This is a genomic window from Microbacterium thalli (genome assembly GCF_028737325.1).
GTDB classification, from domain to species: domain Bacteria; phylum Actinomycetota; class Actinomycetes; order Actinomycetales; family Microbacteriaceae; genus Microbacterium; species Microbacterium thalli.
This window is the reverse complement of sequence record NZ_JAQZCH010000001.1, coordinates 386,018-399,578: the sequence shown is the minus strand read 5'-3', so window position 1 is coordinate 399,578 and position 13,561 is coordinate 386,018. Positions and strand designations below refer to the sequence as shown.

Here is a 13,561-nt window from a genome sequence, read left to right as displayed (position 1 = left end):
ACCGCGAGCATCATGCGGCCACCATCGGAGAAACCATCGAACGCAGGGAGTGACGTGTCGGCAGAGCAACGTGTGCTGTCAGAGCGCTACCGCGTCGACGAGCCGATCGGCCGCGGCGGCATGGCCAGCGTCTACCGGGGATACGACCTGACGCTCGGCCGCGAGGTCGCGATCAAGATCCTCAAGCGGGAACTGGCCGACGACCCGGCTTTCCGCACCCGGTTCCGCCTCGAAGCACAGTCGGCGTCGCGCATGTCGCACCCCTCGATCGTGCGGGTCTTCGACGCGGGCGAGGACGTCGAGACCGACCCGGACGGCAGCCGGCACTCCGTGCCCTACATCGTCATGGAGCTGGTGTCCGGCCGTCTGCTGAAGGACATGATCGACGCCGGCCCGCTGACGGAGGCCGACGCGGTGCGCTACGTCGACGGCATCCTCGAGGCGCTCGAGTACTCGCACCGCGCCGGCGTCGTGCACCGCGACATCAAGCCGGGCAACGTCATGGTCACCGACGGCGACGCCGTGAAGGTCATGGATTTCGGCATCGCCCGCGCGGTGTCGGACTCGTCATCGACGGTCGCCGAGACGACCGCGATCATCGGCACTGCCGCGTACTTCTCGCCCGAGCAGGCCAAAGGCGAGCCGGTGGACGCCCGCGCCGACCTGTACTCGGCGGGCGTCGTCCTCTACGAGCTGTTGACCGGTCGCGCGCCGTTCCGCGGCGAGACGCCGGTCGCCGTGGCGTACCAGCACGTCAGCGAAGCGCCGCTCCCGCCGTCCGAGGTTGTCGAAGACGTGCCCCGCGCGCTCGATGCCATCGTGCTGCGCGCGCTCGCGAAGAGCCCGTTCCAGCGGTTCCAGGATGCGACCGAGTTCCGCACCGCTCTGCAGCAGGCGATCGGCGGCAAGCAGCCGTCGAAGCGGCAGATGGGCGCGCTCAGCAGCGAGCTCTACGGACCCGATCCGCGTAACGCCGCCGAGACCGCCCGCTCTCTGCGTCAGCTGAGCACCGACACCTCGATGCGCCGGACGCAGTCCGGTCCCCCGGTGAGCTGGATCTGGGCGGGTGTCGCCGTGCTCGCCGCCCTGCTGATCGCGGTGCTGATCTGGGTGCTGGCGTTCCAGCCGACGCAGACCGTCCCCCCGACCTCGCGCGTGGTGCCCGAGGTCTCGGGCAAGTCGTGGGATCTTGCCGAGAACCTGTTGACCGAGGCCGAGCTGACGCCGGTGCGCTCGGACCGCAGCGACGGCACCGTTCCCGCGGGTGACGTCATCGGCACCGAGCCCGGCGAAGGAACGACCGTCTCGCCCGGTCAGCGCGTCACCGTGTACGTCTCGACCGGCCAGGAGATGGCGGTCGTCCCCACGCTCGAGAACCTCTCCCGCGACGAGGCCACCGCGGCGCTGACCAATGCCGGACTGCAGCTGGGTTCCGTACGATCGCGCAACCATCCGACCCTGGGTGCCGGAACCGTGATCGAGGCCTCAGCCCCCGCCGGCTCCGAGCTGGCGATGGGCAGCACGGTGAACCTCGTCGTCGCGAGCGGCACCGTCACACTCGTCGACCTCACCGGCTACACCGTCGAGGCCGCACAGCGCGAGCTGCAGCAGGAGGCGCTTCAGCTGATCCCCGAGGTCGTCGAAGACCCGGCCTGCCCCGCAACCCCCGGCGGCCAGACGGTCGCCGCTCAGTCGCTGACGCCGGGCGAGGTGCCGATCGGATCGACGGTCGCCCTCACCGTCTGCACCGGCGCCTGATCGTCGCCGCGCTGCGGTCTTTCGGCTGTCAGCGCGGCGCGTACGCGCGGTGCGGTTGCAGACCCGCGCCCGCGCGGTCGGCTCCGTCGAGTCCGATCGAGGCGAGCCAGTTGCCGAGCAGCCGGTAACCACCCTCGGTGAGGACCGACTCGGGGTGGAACTGCACGCCCTGGATCGGCAGCGAGCGGTGGGCGATCCCCATCACGGTGCCCTCGGGTGTGCGCGCGGTCACCGCGAGCTCGTCCGGCAGGTGCCCGTCATCCACCGCGAGCGAGTGATACCGGCCGGCGACGAACGGATGCCGCATCCCCCGGTACAGCGCCGACGCGTCGTGCAGCACGTCCGAGGTCATCCCGTGCATGAGCTCCGGGGCCTCCCCCACACGGCCGCCGAACGCGACCGCGATCGCCTGATGACCGAGGCACACCCCCAGCACCGGCGTGCGCGCGGATGCCGCGGCCGCGACGATCGGGATCGAGGCACCGGCATCCTCGGGCGTTCCGGGTCCCGGCGAGACGAGAACACCGTCGAACCCGACGATCGACCCGGCCGGATCGGTCACGGCGTCGGCCTCGACCAGCGCCGTCGTCGCGCCGAGCTCGTGCAGATAGCCGACGAGGGTGTGGACGAAGCTGTCGTGATTGTCGACGACGAGGACGCGCGTCACCCGACCGTCGACTCCTCGGCGGGTGCGAAGAGAGGCGCGATCTCGGGAAAGACGTAGAAGAACAGCGCATAGACGATGGCGGCGGCGAGGATCAGCAGGATGATCACGCGGATCCACCACGGACCGGGCAAGACGCGCCAGAGTGCGGCATACATCAGGCAGGCGCTCCTTGGGAGAGGGATGCCGGCGGACCGGCGCTGGTCGGCGTGAACTCCTCGAACACCGCGTACGAGATGATGCGCTCGAGCATGTTCAGCTTCGGCGCGCAGCTCGTGAGAGTGAGGTACCGGCCGTTCGCGGCGAGGTCGACCTGCTGCGGCACGGGGTTGAGGACCTCGATGGCGGTGTCCTGCACGTACTCGACGTTGCGGAAGCGATAGGTGTACCAGCCGTCCTGGGTCTGGATGACGACGGCGTCGCCGATGACCAGACGATCGACGGGATCGAACGGAGCGCCCGACGTCCACCGGTGCGCCGCGACGGCCATGTTGCCTTCTGCGCCCGGCATCGCAGATCCCTCGTAGTGGCCGATGTAACCGGCATCCAGGATCGACTTCTTCGCCGTGCCGCTCGCGATCTTGAACTGCCAGTCCGGACCGAAGCGCGGGATGTACATGATCCCGAACTCGGCGCCGTGGCCGGGCTCGTCGAGCACGGGAACGACGGGCGGTGCGGGTTCGGCGGGAGCCTCGGAGGTCTCGGCCGGTTCGGGAGTTTCGGACGGAGGCGCCGACTGGGCGGCATCCGCCCACTGCTGCGCCAGAGCGGAGGCCTCGGCCTGCTTCTGCGAGCTGATGATCATGTCACCGAACCACATCTGCCAGCTGACGAACAGCAACATCACGACGCCGGCAGTCAGGAGCAACTCCCCCAGCACGCCGACGACGCTCGTGCGTCGACGCGGGCGCGACGGTCGTGGTCGCGCGGGGCGTCGCGAGCGGCGCGTGTGCGGTTCGGTCTCCACGATCGGGAAGTTTAGCCGCCCAGGTTATCGCGCGGCTGACAGTTAGGATTCATTCCATGGCATCTTCGAGCGACCACGACGACCCGACCGTGGAGCGACGCCCCGCAGATGACGCACCTAACCCGGTCTGGTTCAAGCCGATCATGCTGGGACTGATGCTCATCGGACTCGTGTGGGTGCTCGTGTTCTACCTCAGCAACTCCACGCTGCCCGTGCCCGGTATCGGCGGCTGGAACCTCGTGATCGGCTTCGGCATCGCGTTCATCGGGTTCCTCATGACGACGCGCTGGCGCTGAGACCACTCTGTCCACAGGTGAGTTACACCGGTGTGATTCCATCCCCACCTGGGGATAGACCTGTGGATAACTTTCAGCCGTAGATCGCCAGCGGCACCGCGAGCAGCGCGATCAGACCCACGGCCGTCGCCCCGAGCAGCAGCGACTGCAGCCTCTGCTTGCGGATGGCGCGCGTGCGCGCGTAGATCGTTCCGACGAGGACGCCGACGATCAGGCCCCCGATGTGGGCCTGCCACGACACCTGGGGAATCGCCGCTCCCCCGAGGGCCCCGGTCAGCAGGGGGAGGAACGTCAGGACGAGGTTGATCCCCAGGACCACCGCGATTCCGGTGATGTTCGCGCCGATATGGCGACCGATCACGAGCAATGCGCCGAAGAGCCCGAAGATCGCTCCCGAGGCGCCGACGACCGGCGTCGTGAACCCGAGCAGCACGACGGCGACCGAACCGCCGAGCCCGCTCAACAGGTAGAGCCAGAGGAAGCGCAGCCGGCCGAGCATCGGCTCGAGGCTGCGCCCGAGCATCCAGAGGGCCAGCATGTTGAGGGCGACGTGCCAAAAGCCACTGTGGACGAGCAGCACCGTGAACAGTCGCCACGGCTCGAACGATCCGGTGAACGACGGGTAGAGCAACGGGGGGATGAGCGCGAGTGCCTGCCGCGCCATCAGCCCGACTCCCGGGATGAGCGTGATGACGAACACGAAGAACGTCAGGCCGATGATGCCGTAGGTCACCAGGGGCCGGGAGTCATCGGCGCGCACCGCACGCAGGACACGGGGTGCGCGCCGGGGTCGTGGCGCGCCCGAGCTCTTCTGCTGCTCACGCAGGCACTCGGGGCAGATCACCCCGACGGGCATCGGCGTCTGGCATTCCGCGCAGATCGTGCGCAAGCAGCGCTGGCAGAGCACGAAGCTCTGCCGATCGGGATGCCGGTAGCAGAAGTTGTCGGGGTTGCTCCGAAGCTCGGACGCGCTCACGAACCGCTCAGACCGCGGTGACGTCGATCGACGACATGACGACGGGCTCGATCGGGCGGTCGCCGGCACCGGTCTTCACCGCGGCGATCGCGTCGACGACCTGGCGCGACGCGTCATCCGCGACCTCGCCGAAGATCGTGTGCTTGCCCTGCAGCCACGGGGTGGGGTCGGTGGTGATGAAGAACTGCGAGCCGTTGGTGCCCTCGGCCTTGCCCGTGATCGCGTTGCGACGCAGACCGGCGTTGGCCATGGCGAGGATGTAGGGCTTCTGGAAGTCGAGCTCGGGGCTGATCTCGTCGTCGAAATTGTAGCCCGGGCCGCCGATGCCCTGACCGAGCGGGTCGCCGCCCTGGATCATGAAGTTCGGGATGATGCGGTGGAAGATGACGTCCGTGTACAGCGGGCCCTGGCCGGGCTTGCCCGTGGCGGGGTCGGTCCACTCGCCGGAGCCGTCGGCGAGACCGGTGAAGTTCTTCACCGTGCGAGGCGCCTGATCGCCGAAGAGGTTGACGACGATGTCGCCGTGATTGGTGTGAATCGTCGCTACTGCAGTGTGCTGAGGCATGTCTGCCATTCTCGCACCTGTCAATGCCCTGCTGGCGTGGGCGCTCTCTGGCAAGATGAGGGAAAACGTCCCACGATGCAGGGAGGGCCCACGTGAGCCTCAGCCGCAAGCGCAAGAAGCAACTCCGCAAGCTCCAGAAGCAGGCGAACACCCTGTGGGAGTCGCAGCAGGTCCTGGTTGGCGAGGCCGCCAAGGTCGCTCGTGAAGCCGGCAACCAGCTCGGCAACTACAGCCGCGAGCACGTCCAGCCGGCTGTGCAGCACTCGTACGCGCAGTACGCCGCGCCGTACGTCGACAAGAGCGTCCGCGCGACGCGCAAGGTGTACAACGGCGCGCTGATCCCGGCGGCCGGTGCCGTCGTCGGCGGAGCACTCTCCGTCTGGGACGCCGCCAACGACACCCGTGAGCGCATCGCGCACGGGCGCGGTGTGAACCTCGACCTGTCCTCGGTCAAGAAGAACGCCGCGAAGTACGGCAAGAAGGCGACCAAGACGTTCCAGTCGCGTGCCGCCCTTCCCGAGCCCAAGAAGAAGCGCGGCGCCGGCGGCGTCATCGCGCTCGTCCTCGGTGTCGCAGCCGCCGCCGGTGTGCTCTACGCCGCCTGGCAGACGCTTCGTGCCGACGACGAGCTGTGGGTGGCGGACGACCCGCTGCGCGCTCCCGACGCCTGAATCGAATGACCGACGACATCGAGCCCACGTCTCGCGTCCGCCTCGCAGCGGCCGAGCGTGGGCTCGATGTCGTCGTGCGTGCGCGTCCCGACGCCGGCAGCCTCGACGAGGCGGCCGCGCTGCTGGGCCTCGAGCCCGACGACATCGTCAAGACGCTCGTCGTCAAGCGCAGTGACGACACCTACCTGTTCGCGCTCGTCCCCGGAGACCGCGTCATCTCGTGGCCCAAGCTCCGAGCGGTCGTGGGCGTGAACAAGCTGCGGCTGCCCGAGCCCGAGCTCGCCCTCGCCGCGACCGGATACGAGCGCGGCACGATCGTGCCGATCGGCAGCACGACCGACTGGCCCGTCTTCGCCGACGCGTCGATCGTGGGTCGCCGTATCGCCATGGGCGCCGGTGCGCACGGATACAGCCTCTTCGTCGACGCAGACGCCCTCATCGCGGCTTACGGCGCGACGGTGGCGGATATCACCGAGCAGCGCCCGCGCTGACTCCCCCGCCGGCTGGCCACCTGGCCGTAGACGACGAAACGCCGGAATCGCAAGGATTCCGGCGTTCGATGTTTGTGGAGCCTAGGAGATTCGAACTCCTGACATCCTGCTTGCAAAGCAGGCGCTCTACCAGCTGAGCTAAGGCCCCGTGGGGGTTCGGGGTGGGGCTACCAGGACTTGAACCTGGGACCTCTTCATTATCAGTGAAGCGCTCTAACCGCCTGAGCTATAGCCCCGTTCCGACGCATTCCTGCGTCGGCAACCTCCAAGACTTTACCGGACGAACCGGGATTTCACTAATTGGAGGTGAATCCGACCAGCAGACCGCCCGTGACCTTCACCATCACGTTGTAGATGCCGGCGACGACGGCACCGAGCACGGTGATGACAATGAGGTTCAGGATGGCCACGATGGCCGAGAACGCCATGACCTGCGGCAGGTTCAGGAACTGCTTGATCGAGAAGTCGCCGTTCGAGAACGCGACGAACAGCTCATCGACCCGGTCGATCAGACCGGTCGTGCTCAGCACCATGTAGACGAGGAACGTCGCCACCACCGTGACGATCGCCAACGCCACCGCCGCCAGGAACGACAGCTTCACCGCGGACCAGAAGTCGACGTACACCAGGCGCAGGCGCACCTGCTTGGCACTGGTCTTGCTCGTGGACTTCTTCGCGAGTTTGTCGGCGACCGTGCTCATGCGTCAGAACTACTCTCTTCGGTTTCCGCGGACGGGGGTGCATCCTCGGCGGAGGCATCCTCGGATGCCGCTTCTTCGGTCAGGCCTCGCTCGCCGTTCCGGGCGATCGCGAGGATCCGGTCGTCGTCACCGGGCCGGGCGAAAACGACGCCCATGGTGTCGCGACCCTTGGCCGGGACCTCGGCCACGGAGGAGCGTACCACCTTGCCGCTGGCAAGAACCACGAGGACCTCGTCGCTCTCCGACACGATCAAGCCGCCCGCGAGGACGCCCCGATCGTCGTTCAGCTTGGCCACCTTGATGCCCAAGCCGCCTCGGCTCTGCGTGCGGTACTGGTCGACAGCGGTGCGCTTGGCGTAGCCGCCGTCGGTGACGACGAACACGTAACCTTCGCCGCGCGCCACCGATGCCGAGAGCAGGCTGTCGTCCTCGCGGAACGAGATGCCCTTCACGCCCTCGGTCGATCGGCCCATCGGACGCAGCGCGTCGTCGGTGGCCGAGAAGCGCAGCGACATCCCCTTGCGGGTGATGAGGAGGATGTCGTCGCCCTCGTCGACCAGGAGGGCGCTGACCAGCTCGTCGCCGCCGGTCTCTTCCTCCTGACCGCGCAGGCGGATCGCGATGACGCCGCCCTGGCGGTTGGTGTCGTACTCCGACAGCGCCGTCTTCTTGATCTTGCCGTCACGGGTCGCGAGCACCAGGTACTGCGCGGCGGAGTAGTCGCGGATGTCGAGGATCTGCGCGATCTCCTCGCCCGGCTGCAGCGCGAGCAGGTTGGCGACGTGCTGGCCCTTGGCATCGCGGCCGGCCTCGGGCAGTTCGTACGCCTTGGAACGGTAGACGCGCCCCTTGGTGGTGAAGAACAGCAGCCAGTGGTGGGTCGTCGTGACGAAGAAGTGCTCGACGACGTCGTCGGCGCGCAGCTGAGCGCCCTTGATGCCCTTGCCGCCGCGGTGCTGCGAGCGGTAGTTGTCGCTGCGCGTGCGCTTGATGTAGCCCTCGCGCGTGACAGTGACGACCATCTCCTCTTCGGGGATGAGGTCTTCCATCGACATGTCGCCGTCGAAGCCGTGCAGGATGTGGGTACGACGCTCGTCGCCGTACTTGTCGACGATCGCCGTCAGCTCCTCGGCGATGATCGTGCGCTGCCGACTCGGGGTGGCGAGGATGTCGTTGAGGTCGGCGATCTTGAGCTCGAGCTCGGTCGCCTCGTCGATGATCTTCTGACGCTCCAGTGCGGCCAGGCGGCGCAGCTGCATCGACAGGATCGCGTCCGCCTGGATGTCGTCGATGTCGAGCAGGCTCTTCAGGCCCTCGCGCGCTTCGTCGACCGTCGGGGAGCGGCGGATCAGCGCGATGACCTCGTCGAGGGCGTCGAGCGCCTTGAGGTAGCCGCGCAGGATGTGCATGCGCTTCTCGGCCTCGTTGAGCCGGTAGCGCGTGCGACGGACGATGACCTCGATCTGGTGTTCGATCCAGTACGAGATGAAGCCGTCGAGGGGGAGCGTGCGCGGCACGCCGTCGACGATCGCCAGCATGTTGGCGCCGAAGTTCTCCTGCAGCTGCGTGTGCTTGTACAGGTTGTTCAGCACGACCTTCGCGACGGCGTCGCGCTTGAGCACGATCACGAGGCGCTGACCGGTGCGGTCGCTCGTCTCGTCGCGGATGTCGGCGATGCCGGTGATCTTGCCGTCGCGGGCGAGGTCGCGGATCTTGAGCGCGACGTTGTCGGGGTTGACCTGGTAGGGCAGCTCCGTGATCACGAGGCAGTTGCGGCCCTGGATCTCTTCGACCTCGATGACGGCGCGCATCGTGATCGAGCCGCGGCCCGTGCGGTAGGCCTCGCGGATGCCCTTGGTGCCGAGGATCTGCGCACCGGTGGGGAAGTCGGGGCCGTGGATGCGCGACATGAGCGCCTCGAGCAGCTCTTCGCGCGAGGCATCCGGGTTCTCGAGCGACCACAGCGCGCCTTCGGCGACTTCACGCAGGTTGTGCGGCGGGATGTTCGTCGCCATGCCGACGGCGATGCCGACCGAGCCGTTGACGAGCAGGTTCGGGAAGCGCGCGGGCAGGACGACCGGCTCCTGCGTCTTGCCGTCGTAGTTGTCCTCGAAGTCGACGGTGTCCTCGTCGATGTCGCGGACCATCTCCATGGCCAGCTGCGCCATCTTCGTCTCGGTGTACCGGGGGGCCGCGGCGCCCTGGTTGCCGGGCGAGCCGAAGTTGCCCTGACCGTCGGCGAGCGGGTAGCGCAGCGACCACGGCTGGACGAGACGCACGAGCGCGTCGTAGATCGCGCTGTCACCGTGCGGGTGGTACTGACCCATCACCTCGCCGACGACGCGGGCGCACTTCGAGTAGCTCTTGTCGGGACGGTAACCGCCGTCGTACATGCCGTAGATCACGCGGCGGTGCACGGGCTTGAGCCCGTCCTCGACACGAGGCAGCGCACGCCCGACGATCACGCTCATCGCGTAGTCGAGGTAGCTGCGCTGCATCTCGACCTGGAGGTCGACCTGGTCGATGTTGCCGTGGTTGTGGGCAGGCGTGAGGTCGGGACGTTCTTCGTCAGACATGCGTTCTCAGTTTCTCGATGTCGCTCTCTCGATCAGATGTCGAGGAAGCGGACGTCCTTGGCGTTGCGCTGGATGAAGGTGCGGCGGGACTCGACGTCCTCGCCCATGAGCACCGAGAAGATCTCGTCGGCCGCCGCAGCGTCGTCGATCGTCACCTGGCGAAGTGTGCGGGTGCTGTGGTCCATCGTCGTCTCCCACAGCTCCTTCGGGTTCATCTCACCGAGACCCTTGTAGCGCTGGATGCCGGACTCCTTGGGGATCCGCTTGCCGTTCGCGAGCCCGTCGGCCAGCAGCGCATCGCGCTCCTTGTCGCTGAAGACGTACTCGTGCTCGGCGTTGGTCCACTTCAGGCGGTACAGGGGCGGCATCGCGAGGTAGACGAAGCCCGCCTCGATCAGCCCGCGCATGTAGCGGAAGAGCAGCGTCAGCAGCAGCGTCGTGATGTGCTGGCCGTCGACGTCGGCGTCGGCCATCAGCACGATCTTGTGGTACCGCGCCTTCTCGACCGAGAAGTCCTCGCCGATGCCCGTGCCGAAGGCCGAGATGATCGCCTGGATCTCGTTGTTGCCGAGGGCACGGTCGAGCCGTGCCTTCTCGACGTTGAGCACCTTGCCGCGCAGCGACAGGATCGCCTGCGTCTCGGGGTCGCGGCCGCGCACCGCCGAACCACCGGCCGAGTCTCCCTCGACGAGGAAGATCTCCGAGATCGACGGGTCTTTGCTCGTGCAGTCCTTCAGCTTGTCGGGCATCGAGGCCGACTCGAACACGCTCTTGCGGCGTGCGGTCTCGCGCGCCTTGCGCGCCGCGAGACGCGCGGACGCGGCATCCACGGCCTTCATGATGACGCGCTTGGCCTGGGCGGGATTGCGGTCGAGCCAGTCGGTGAGCTGGTCGCCCACGATCTTCTGGACGAAGGCCTTCGCCTCGGTGTTCCCGAGCTTCGTCTTGGTCTGCCCCTCGAACTGCGGCTCGGAGAGCTTGACCGAGATGACCGCCGTCAGGCCTTCACGGATGTCGTCGCCGGTGAGGTTGTCGTCCTTCTCTTTGAGCAGGCCCTTCTCGCGCGCGTAAGCGTTGACCTTCGTCGTCAGAGCGGCGCGGAAGCCTTCTTCGTGCGTTCCACCCTCGTGGGTGTTGATCGTGTTGGCGAAGGTGAACACGTTCTCGGTGTAGCTCGTCGTCCACTGCATCGCGAGCTCGAGCGAGATGTGGCGGACCGTGTCTTCGGACTCGATCTCGATGATCTCGTCGTTGACCACTTCGGTCTTTCGCAGCTTGTTGAGGTACTCGACGTAGTCGACGAGGCCGCGCTCGTAGAGGAAGTCGTCGTGACGCTGCTGCGACTCCGAGCCGCCTTCGTCGAGGTCGACGACGACAGCTGCTTCGGCACGCTCGTCGGTCAGCGTGATGCGCAGCCCCTTGTTGAGGAACGCCGTCTGCTGGAAACGGGTGCGAAGGGTGTCGTAGTCGAACGAGACGGTCTCGAAGATGTCGCCGTCGGGCCAGAAGGTGACCGTCGTCCCCGTCTCTTCACTGTCCTCGCCCTTCGCGAGGGAAGCCTGCGGCTTGCCGCCGTCGGCGAACGTCTGACGCCAGACCGATCCCTGACGCTTGATCTCGACGTCGAACCGCGTCGACAGCGCGTTGACGACCGAGGATCCCACGCCGTGCAGACCGCCGGACACGGCGTACCCGCCTCCGCCGAACTTGCCGCCGGCGTGCAGCACCGTGAGGACGACCTCGACCGTGGACTTGGTCGGGTCCGAGGCATGCGGGTCCACCGGGATGCCGCGGCCGTTGTCGACCACCCGAAGGCCGCCGTCTTCGAGGATCGTCACGTGAATCGTGTCGCAGTAGCCGGCCAGGGCTTCGTCGACCGCGTTGTCGACGATCTCGTAGACGAGGTGGTGCAGGCCGCGCTCGCCCGTGGATCCGATGTACATTCCCGGACGCTTCCGGACCGCCTCGAGACCTTCGAGCACCTGAATGGCATCAGCGCCGTACTCGTTCGTGACCTTCGAGGAGGTCTCGGCGGCCGCCTCGGCGGGGATCTCGGGGTCTTCGGGAACGCTGTCGGAATTCTGAGACGTCATAGGTTTCGAGCGCTCCACATCGGTTCGGTCGGTCCCGCCCAGTCTACCGGTTTTGCTCTCGCCCCGCGGCGCTCAGCGCCCGTATGGCGAACGAAACGCGGATTCGACGACTGGGGACGTGGCTCAACCGTAGGTATCGCGAGGGCCCCGCCCTGGAACGGCTCTGGGACCCCATTTCCAGGAGGGGACGTCCGGCCCCACGAAACGGACCGTCTCGACGCCCGATTGCGGGAACGCTCTCACCAGCTGCGTCGTGATCGCGGCGCGCATGAGGTGGAGGTTCTTCGCCCACGCCGTCGAGTCGCATTGCACGGTGAGCACGCCGTCCGACAGGGCGACGGGAGAGGCGTGCCGCGCGGTCTCCTCGCCGGCGACCTCGGCCCAACGCAGCACCAGGTCCTCTCGCGAGAGCTGCGCATCCCACCCGGCCTGCCGCGTGAGGTCGGCGATCACGTCGCCGAGACCCTTCGGGTCGCGCCCCGAGGTGAAGGGCTGGTTCTCGTCGTCGTCGGTCCGGGTGCGCCGGCGCTTCTTCCACCGGCCGGACGGCTCGAGCCCGCGGAGCCGCAGATACGTGGCGATCGTCTCGGGCAGCTGGTCAGGATTCGGCATCGTCGACCTCATGGAGGGTGCCGGCCTCAACGCGGACAGTGCGCGCGCGCAGCTCCACCGGCACGTCTTCGGCGACCGCGGCCGTGACGATCACCTGCTGGTAGTCGGCGACGATGCCCGCGAGCCGCGCACGCCGGTCAGCGTCGAGCTCGGCGAAGACGTCGTCGAGGATGACGATGGGATCACCCAGCGTCGACTCGGCCCGCAGGAGCTCGGCGGACGCGAGCCGCAACGACAGCGCGACCGACCACGATTCACCGTGCGACGCGTAGCCCTTCACCGGCAGGTCGCGGATGCGCAGCACGAGGTCGTCGCGGTGCGGTCCGACGAGCGTGATGCCGCGATCGAGCTCGGCGGTGCGCCGCTCCGCGAGGGCGGCGCGGAAGAGCTGCTCGATGGCTGCGGCATCCGCCACCGCCGCCTCGGCGGGGGAGTCGTCCTCTTCGGGATCGGAGCCGCCGACCGACAGCGCCCACTGCAGTTGCGGCCGATGATCGGCACCGGCGATCGCGGTGTAGGCGGTGGCGAGGGGCCGCGCGAGTTCGGCGGCGAGGCGCAGCCGCGCCCGGATGACGTCGGTGCCCAGGGTCACGAGTTTGTCGTCCCAGACATCGAGGGTCGACAGAGAGTCGCCACGGACACCCCGGGAACGCGCGGACTTGAGCAGAGCGTTGCGCTGCTTGAGGACCCGGTCGTAGTCGGCGAGCACGCCGGCGAGGCGCGGCGCCCGCTGGATGAGCAGCTGGTCGGCGAATCGGCGCCGAGCGGAGGGGTCGCCGCGGACGATCTGCAGGTCTTCGGGCGCGAACAGCACGACCTGCGCGTAGCGGGGGAGTTCCGCGGTGCGGACGGGGGAGCCGTTGACCCGCGCTTTGTTGGATCCCGAGCGGTTGAGCTGCGCCTCGAGCTGCACCCGGCGTTCGCGGTGCGCGAGCCGCGCCCGCACGAAGGCGGCATCCGCGCCGTCGCGCACCATCGGCGCATCCTGCGATACCCGGTGCGATCCCAGGGTCGCGAAGTACCCGATCGCTTCGGCCAGATTCGTCTTGCCCTGGCCGTTGCGCCCGACGAACACGTTCGCTCCGGGAGCGAGGGTGAGCTCGGCAGCCGCATAGTTGCGGAAGTCCACCAGGCTCAGCTGCTCCACGATCATCGGATCACCCTAGTTCTCGGTCCTGACATGCCCGGCGC

Annotated in this window: 14 protein-coding genes and 2 tRNA genes; 4 read left to right on the top strand and 12 right to left on the bottom strand. The window is 67.8% G+C overall.

All coding sequences use genetic code 11. The features are described 5' to 3' along the window. Positions 1 to 54: 54 nt before the first annotated feature. A complete protein-coding gene (gene pknB, locus PUW82_RS02125; protein ID WP_274220687.1) occupies positions 55 to 1,758 on the top strand; it encodes a Stk1 family PASTA domain-containing Ser/Thr kinase in 1,704 nt (567 codons plus the stop codon). A 28-nt stretch (positions 1,759 to 1,786) separates the two neighbouring features. On the opposite strand, the gene PUW82_RS02120 is transcribed toward pknB, so the two are convergent. The 3 genes from PUW82_RS02120 to PUW82_RS02110 are packed head-to-tail and all read right to left on the bottom strand — an operon-like array spanning position 1,787 to position 3,389. Beyond that, positions 1,787 to 2,425, bottom strand: coding sequence for an anthranilate synthase component II (locus PUW82_RS02120; protein ID WP_274220686.1), 639 nt, complete (start codon positions 2,423 to 2,425; stop codon positions 1,787 to 1,789). Beyond that, positions 2,422 to 2,580, bottom strand: coding sequence for a hypothetical protein (locus PUW82_RS02115; protein WP_274220685.1), 159 nt, complete (start codon positions 2,578 to 2,580; stop codon positions 2,422 to 2,424). The genes PUW82_RS02120 and PUW82_RS02115 overlap by 4 nt, the downstream gene beginning before the upstream one ends. Beyond that, positions 2,580 to 3,389, bottom strand: coding sequence for a class E sortase (locus PUW82_RS02110; RefSeq protein ID WP_274220684.1), 810 nt, complete (start codon positions 3,387 to 3,389; stop codon positions 2,580 to 2,582). The genes PUW82_RS02115 and PUW82_RS02110 overlap by 1 nt, the downstream gene beginning before the upstream one ends. A 56-nt stretch (positions 3,390 to 3,445) precedes the next feature. Here PUW82_RS02110 and PUW82_RS02105 point away from each other — a divergent pair, with 56 nt between their 5' ends. Then, positions 3,446 to 3,685: a cell division protein CrgA gene (locus PUW82_RS02105; protein WP_210006578.1), complete on the top strand. Its 240-nt coding sequence runs from the start codon at positions 3,446 to 3,448 to the stop codon at positions 3,683 to 3,685. 73 nt (positions 3,686 to 3,758) lie between these two features. Here the strand turns inward: PUW82_RS02105 and PUW82_RS02100 are convergent, their stop codons facing one another. Further along, positions 3,759 to 4,661: a rhomboid family intramembrane serine protease gene (locus PUW82_RS02100; RefSeq protein WP_274220683.1), complete on the bottom strand. Its 903-nt coding sequence runs from the start codon at positions 4,659 to 4,661 to the stop codon at positions 3,759 to 3,761. Positions 4,662 to 4,668: 7 nt separating this feature from the next. Beyond that, complete coding sequence (locus tag PUW82_RS02095) at positions 4,669 to 5,226, bottom strand: peptidylprolyl isomerase (RefSeq protein WP_274220682.1); 558 nt, start codon at positions 5,224 to 5,226, stop codon at positions 4,669 to 4,671. 92 nt (positions 5,227 to 5,318) lie between these two features. On the opposite strand from PUW82_RS02095, the gene PUW82_RS02090 reads away from it, so the two are divergent. After that, entirely contained in the window at positions 5,319 to 5,897 is a 579-nt protein-coding gene (locus PUW82_RS02090; RefSeq protein ID WP_274220681.1) for a DNA helicase, read from the top strand. 5 nt (positions 5,898 to 5,902) lie between these two features. Continuing rightward, on the top strand, positions 5,903 to 6,388 hold the full coding sequence (locus tag PUW82_RS02085) for an aminoacyl-tRNA deacylase (protein ID WP_274220680.1): 486 nt from the start codon (positions 5,903 to 5,905) through the stop codon (positions 6,386 to 6,388). A gap of 75 nt (positions 6,389 to 6,463) precedes the next feature. Here PUW82_RS02085 and PUW82_RS02080 read toward each other — a convergent pair. The 7 genes from PUW82_RS02080 to recF all read right to left on the bottom strand — a co-directional run bounded on the left by PUW82_RS02080 (position 6,464) and on the right by recF (position 13,523). Continuing rightward, positions 6,464 to 6,536: transfer RNA gene (locus tag PUW82_RS02080), tRNA-Ala, on the bottom strand. Positions 6,537 to 6,550: 14 nt separating this feature from the next. Next, positions 6,551 to 6,624: transfer RNA gene (locus tag PUW82_RS02075), tRNA-Ile, on the bottom strand. A gap of 60 nt (positions 6,625 to 6,684) precedes the next feature. Beyond that, the gene (locus PUW82_RS02070) at positions 6,685 to 7,089 is read right to left on the bottom strand and encodes a DUF3566 domain-containing protein (protein ID WP_274220679.1); all 405 of its coding nucleotides are present in this window, start codon (positions 7,087 to 7,089) and stop codon (positions 6,685 to 6,687) included. Then, positions 7,086 to 9,665, bottom strand: a complete 2,580-nt coding sequence (gyrA, locus tag PUW82_RS02065; protein ID WP_274220678.1) for a DNA gyrase subunit A — start codon at positions 9,663 to 9,665, stop codon at positions 7,086 to 7,088. The genes PUW82_RS02070 and gyrA overlap by 4 nt, the downstream gene beginning before the upstream one ends. Before the next feature lie 32 nt (positions 9,666 to 9,697). Beyond that, positions 9,698 to 11,758 carry a DNA topoisomerase (ATP-hydrolyzing) subunit B gene (gene gyrB / locus PUW82_RS02060; protein ID WP_274220677.1) on the bottom strand — a complete coding sequence of 687 codons (2,061 nt, stop codon included), beginning with the start codon at positions 11,756 to 11,758 and terminating at the stop codon, positions 9,698 to 9,700. Between the two features lie 123 nt (positions 11,759 to 11,881). Next, the gene (locus tag PUW82_RS02055; protein ID WP_210006570.1) at positions 11,882 to 12,370 is read right to left on the bottom strand and encodes a DciA family protein; all 489 of its coding nucleotides are present in this window, start codon (positions 12,368 to 12,370) and stop codon (positions 11,882 to 11,884) included. After that, positions 12,357 to 13,523, bottom strand: a complete 1,167-nt coding sequence (gene recF / locus PUW82_RS02050; RefSeq protein WP_274220676.1) for a DNA replication/repair protein RecF — start codon at positions 13,521 to 13,523, stop codon at positions 12,357 to 12,359. Before recF ends, PUW82_RS02055 begins: the two co-directional genes overlap by 14 nt. Between the last annotated feature and the right edge of the window lie 38 nt (positions 13,524 to 13,561).

What these genes read in the sequence shown, in the direction of transcription:
- PUW82_RS02115 (WP_274220685.1), bottom strand. Translation starts at nt 2,580, where the DNA reads ATGTATGCCGCACTCTGGCGCGTCTTGCCCGGTCCGTGGTGGATCCGC.
- PUW82_RS02105 (WP_210006578.1), top strand. Translation starts at nt 3,446, where the DNA reads ATGGCATCTTCGAGCGACCACGACGACCCGACCGTGGAGCGACGCCCC.
- PUW82_RS02095 (WP_274220682.1), bottom strand. Translation starts at nt 5,226, where the DNA reads ATGCCTCAGCACACTGCAGTAGCGACGATTCACACCAATCACGGCGAC.
- PUW82_RS02085 (WP_274220680.1), top strand. Translation starts at nt 5,903, where the DNA reads ATGACCGACGACATCGAGCCCACGTCTCGCGTCCGCCTCGCAGCGGCC.
- PUW82_RS02070 (WP_274220679.1), bottom strand. Translation starts at nt 7,089, where the DNA reads ATGAGCACGGTCGCCGACAAACTCGCGAAGAAGTCCACGAGCAAGACC.
- gyrA (WP_274220678.1), bottom strand. Translation starts at nt 9,665, where the DNA reads ATGTCTGACGAAGAACGTCCCGACCTCACGCCTGCCCACAACCACGGC.
- gyrB (WP_274220677.1), bottom strand. Translation starts at nt 11,758, where the DNA reads ATGACGTCTCAGAATTCCGACAGCGTTCCCGAAGACCCCGAGATCCCC.
- PUW82_RS02055 (WP_210006570.1), bottom strand. Translation starts at nt 12,370, where the DNA reads ATGCCGAATCCTGACCAGCTGCCCGAGACGATCGCCACGTATCTGCGG.
- recF (WP_274220676.1), bottom strand. Translation starts at nt 13,523, where the DNA reads ATGATCGTGGAGCAGCTGAGCCTGGTGGACTTCCGCAACTATGCGGCT.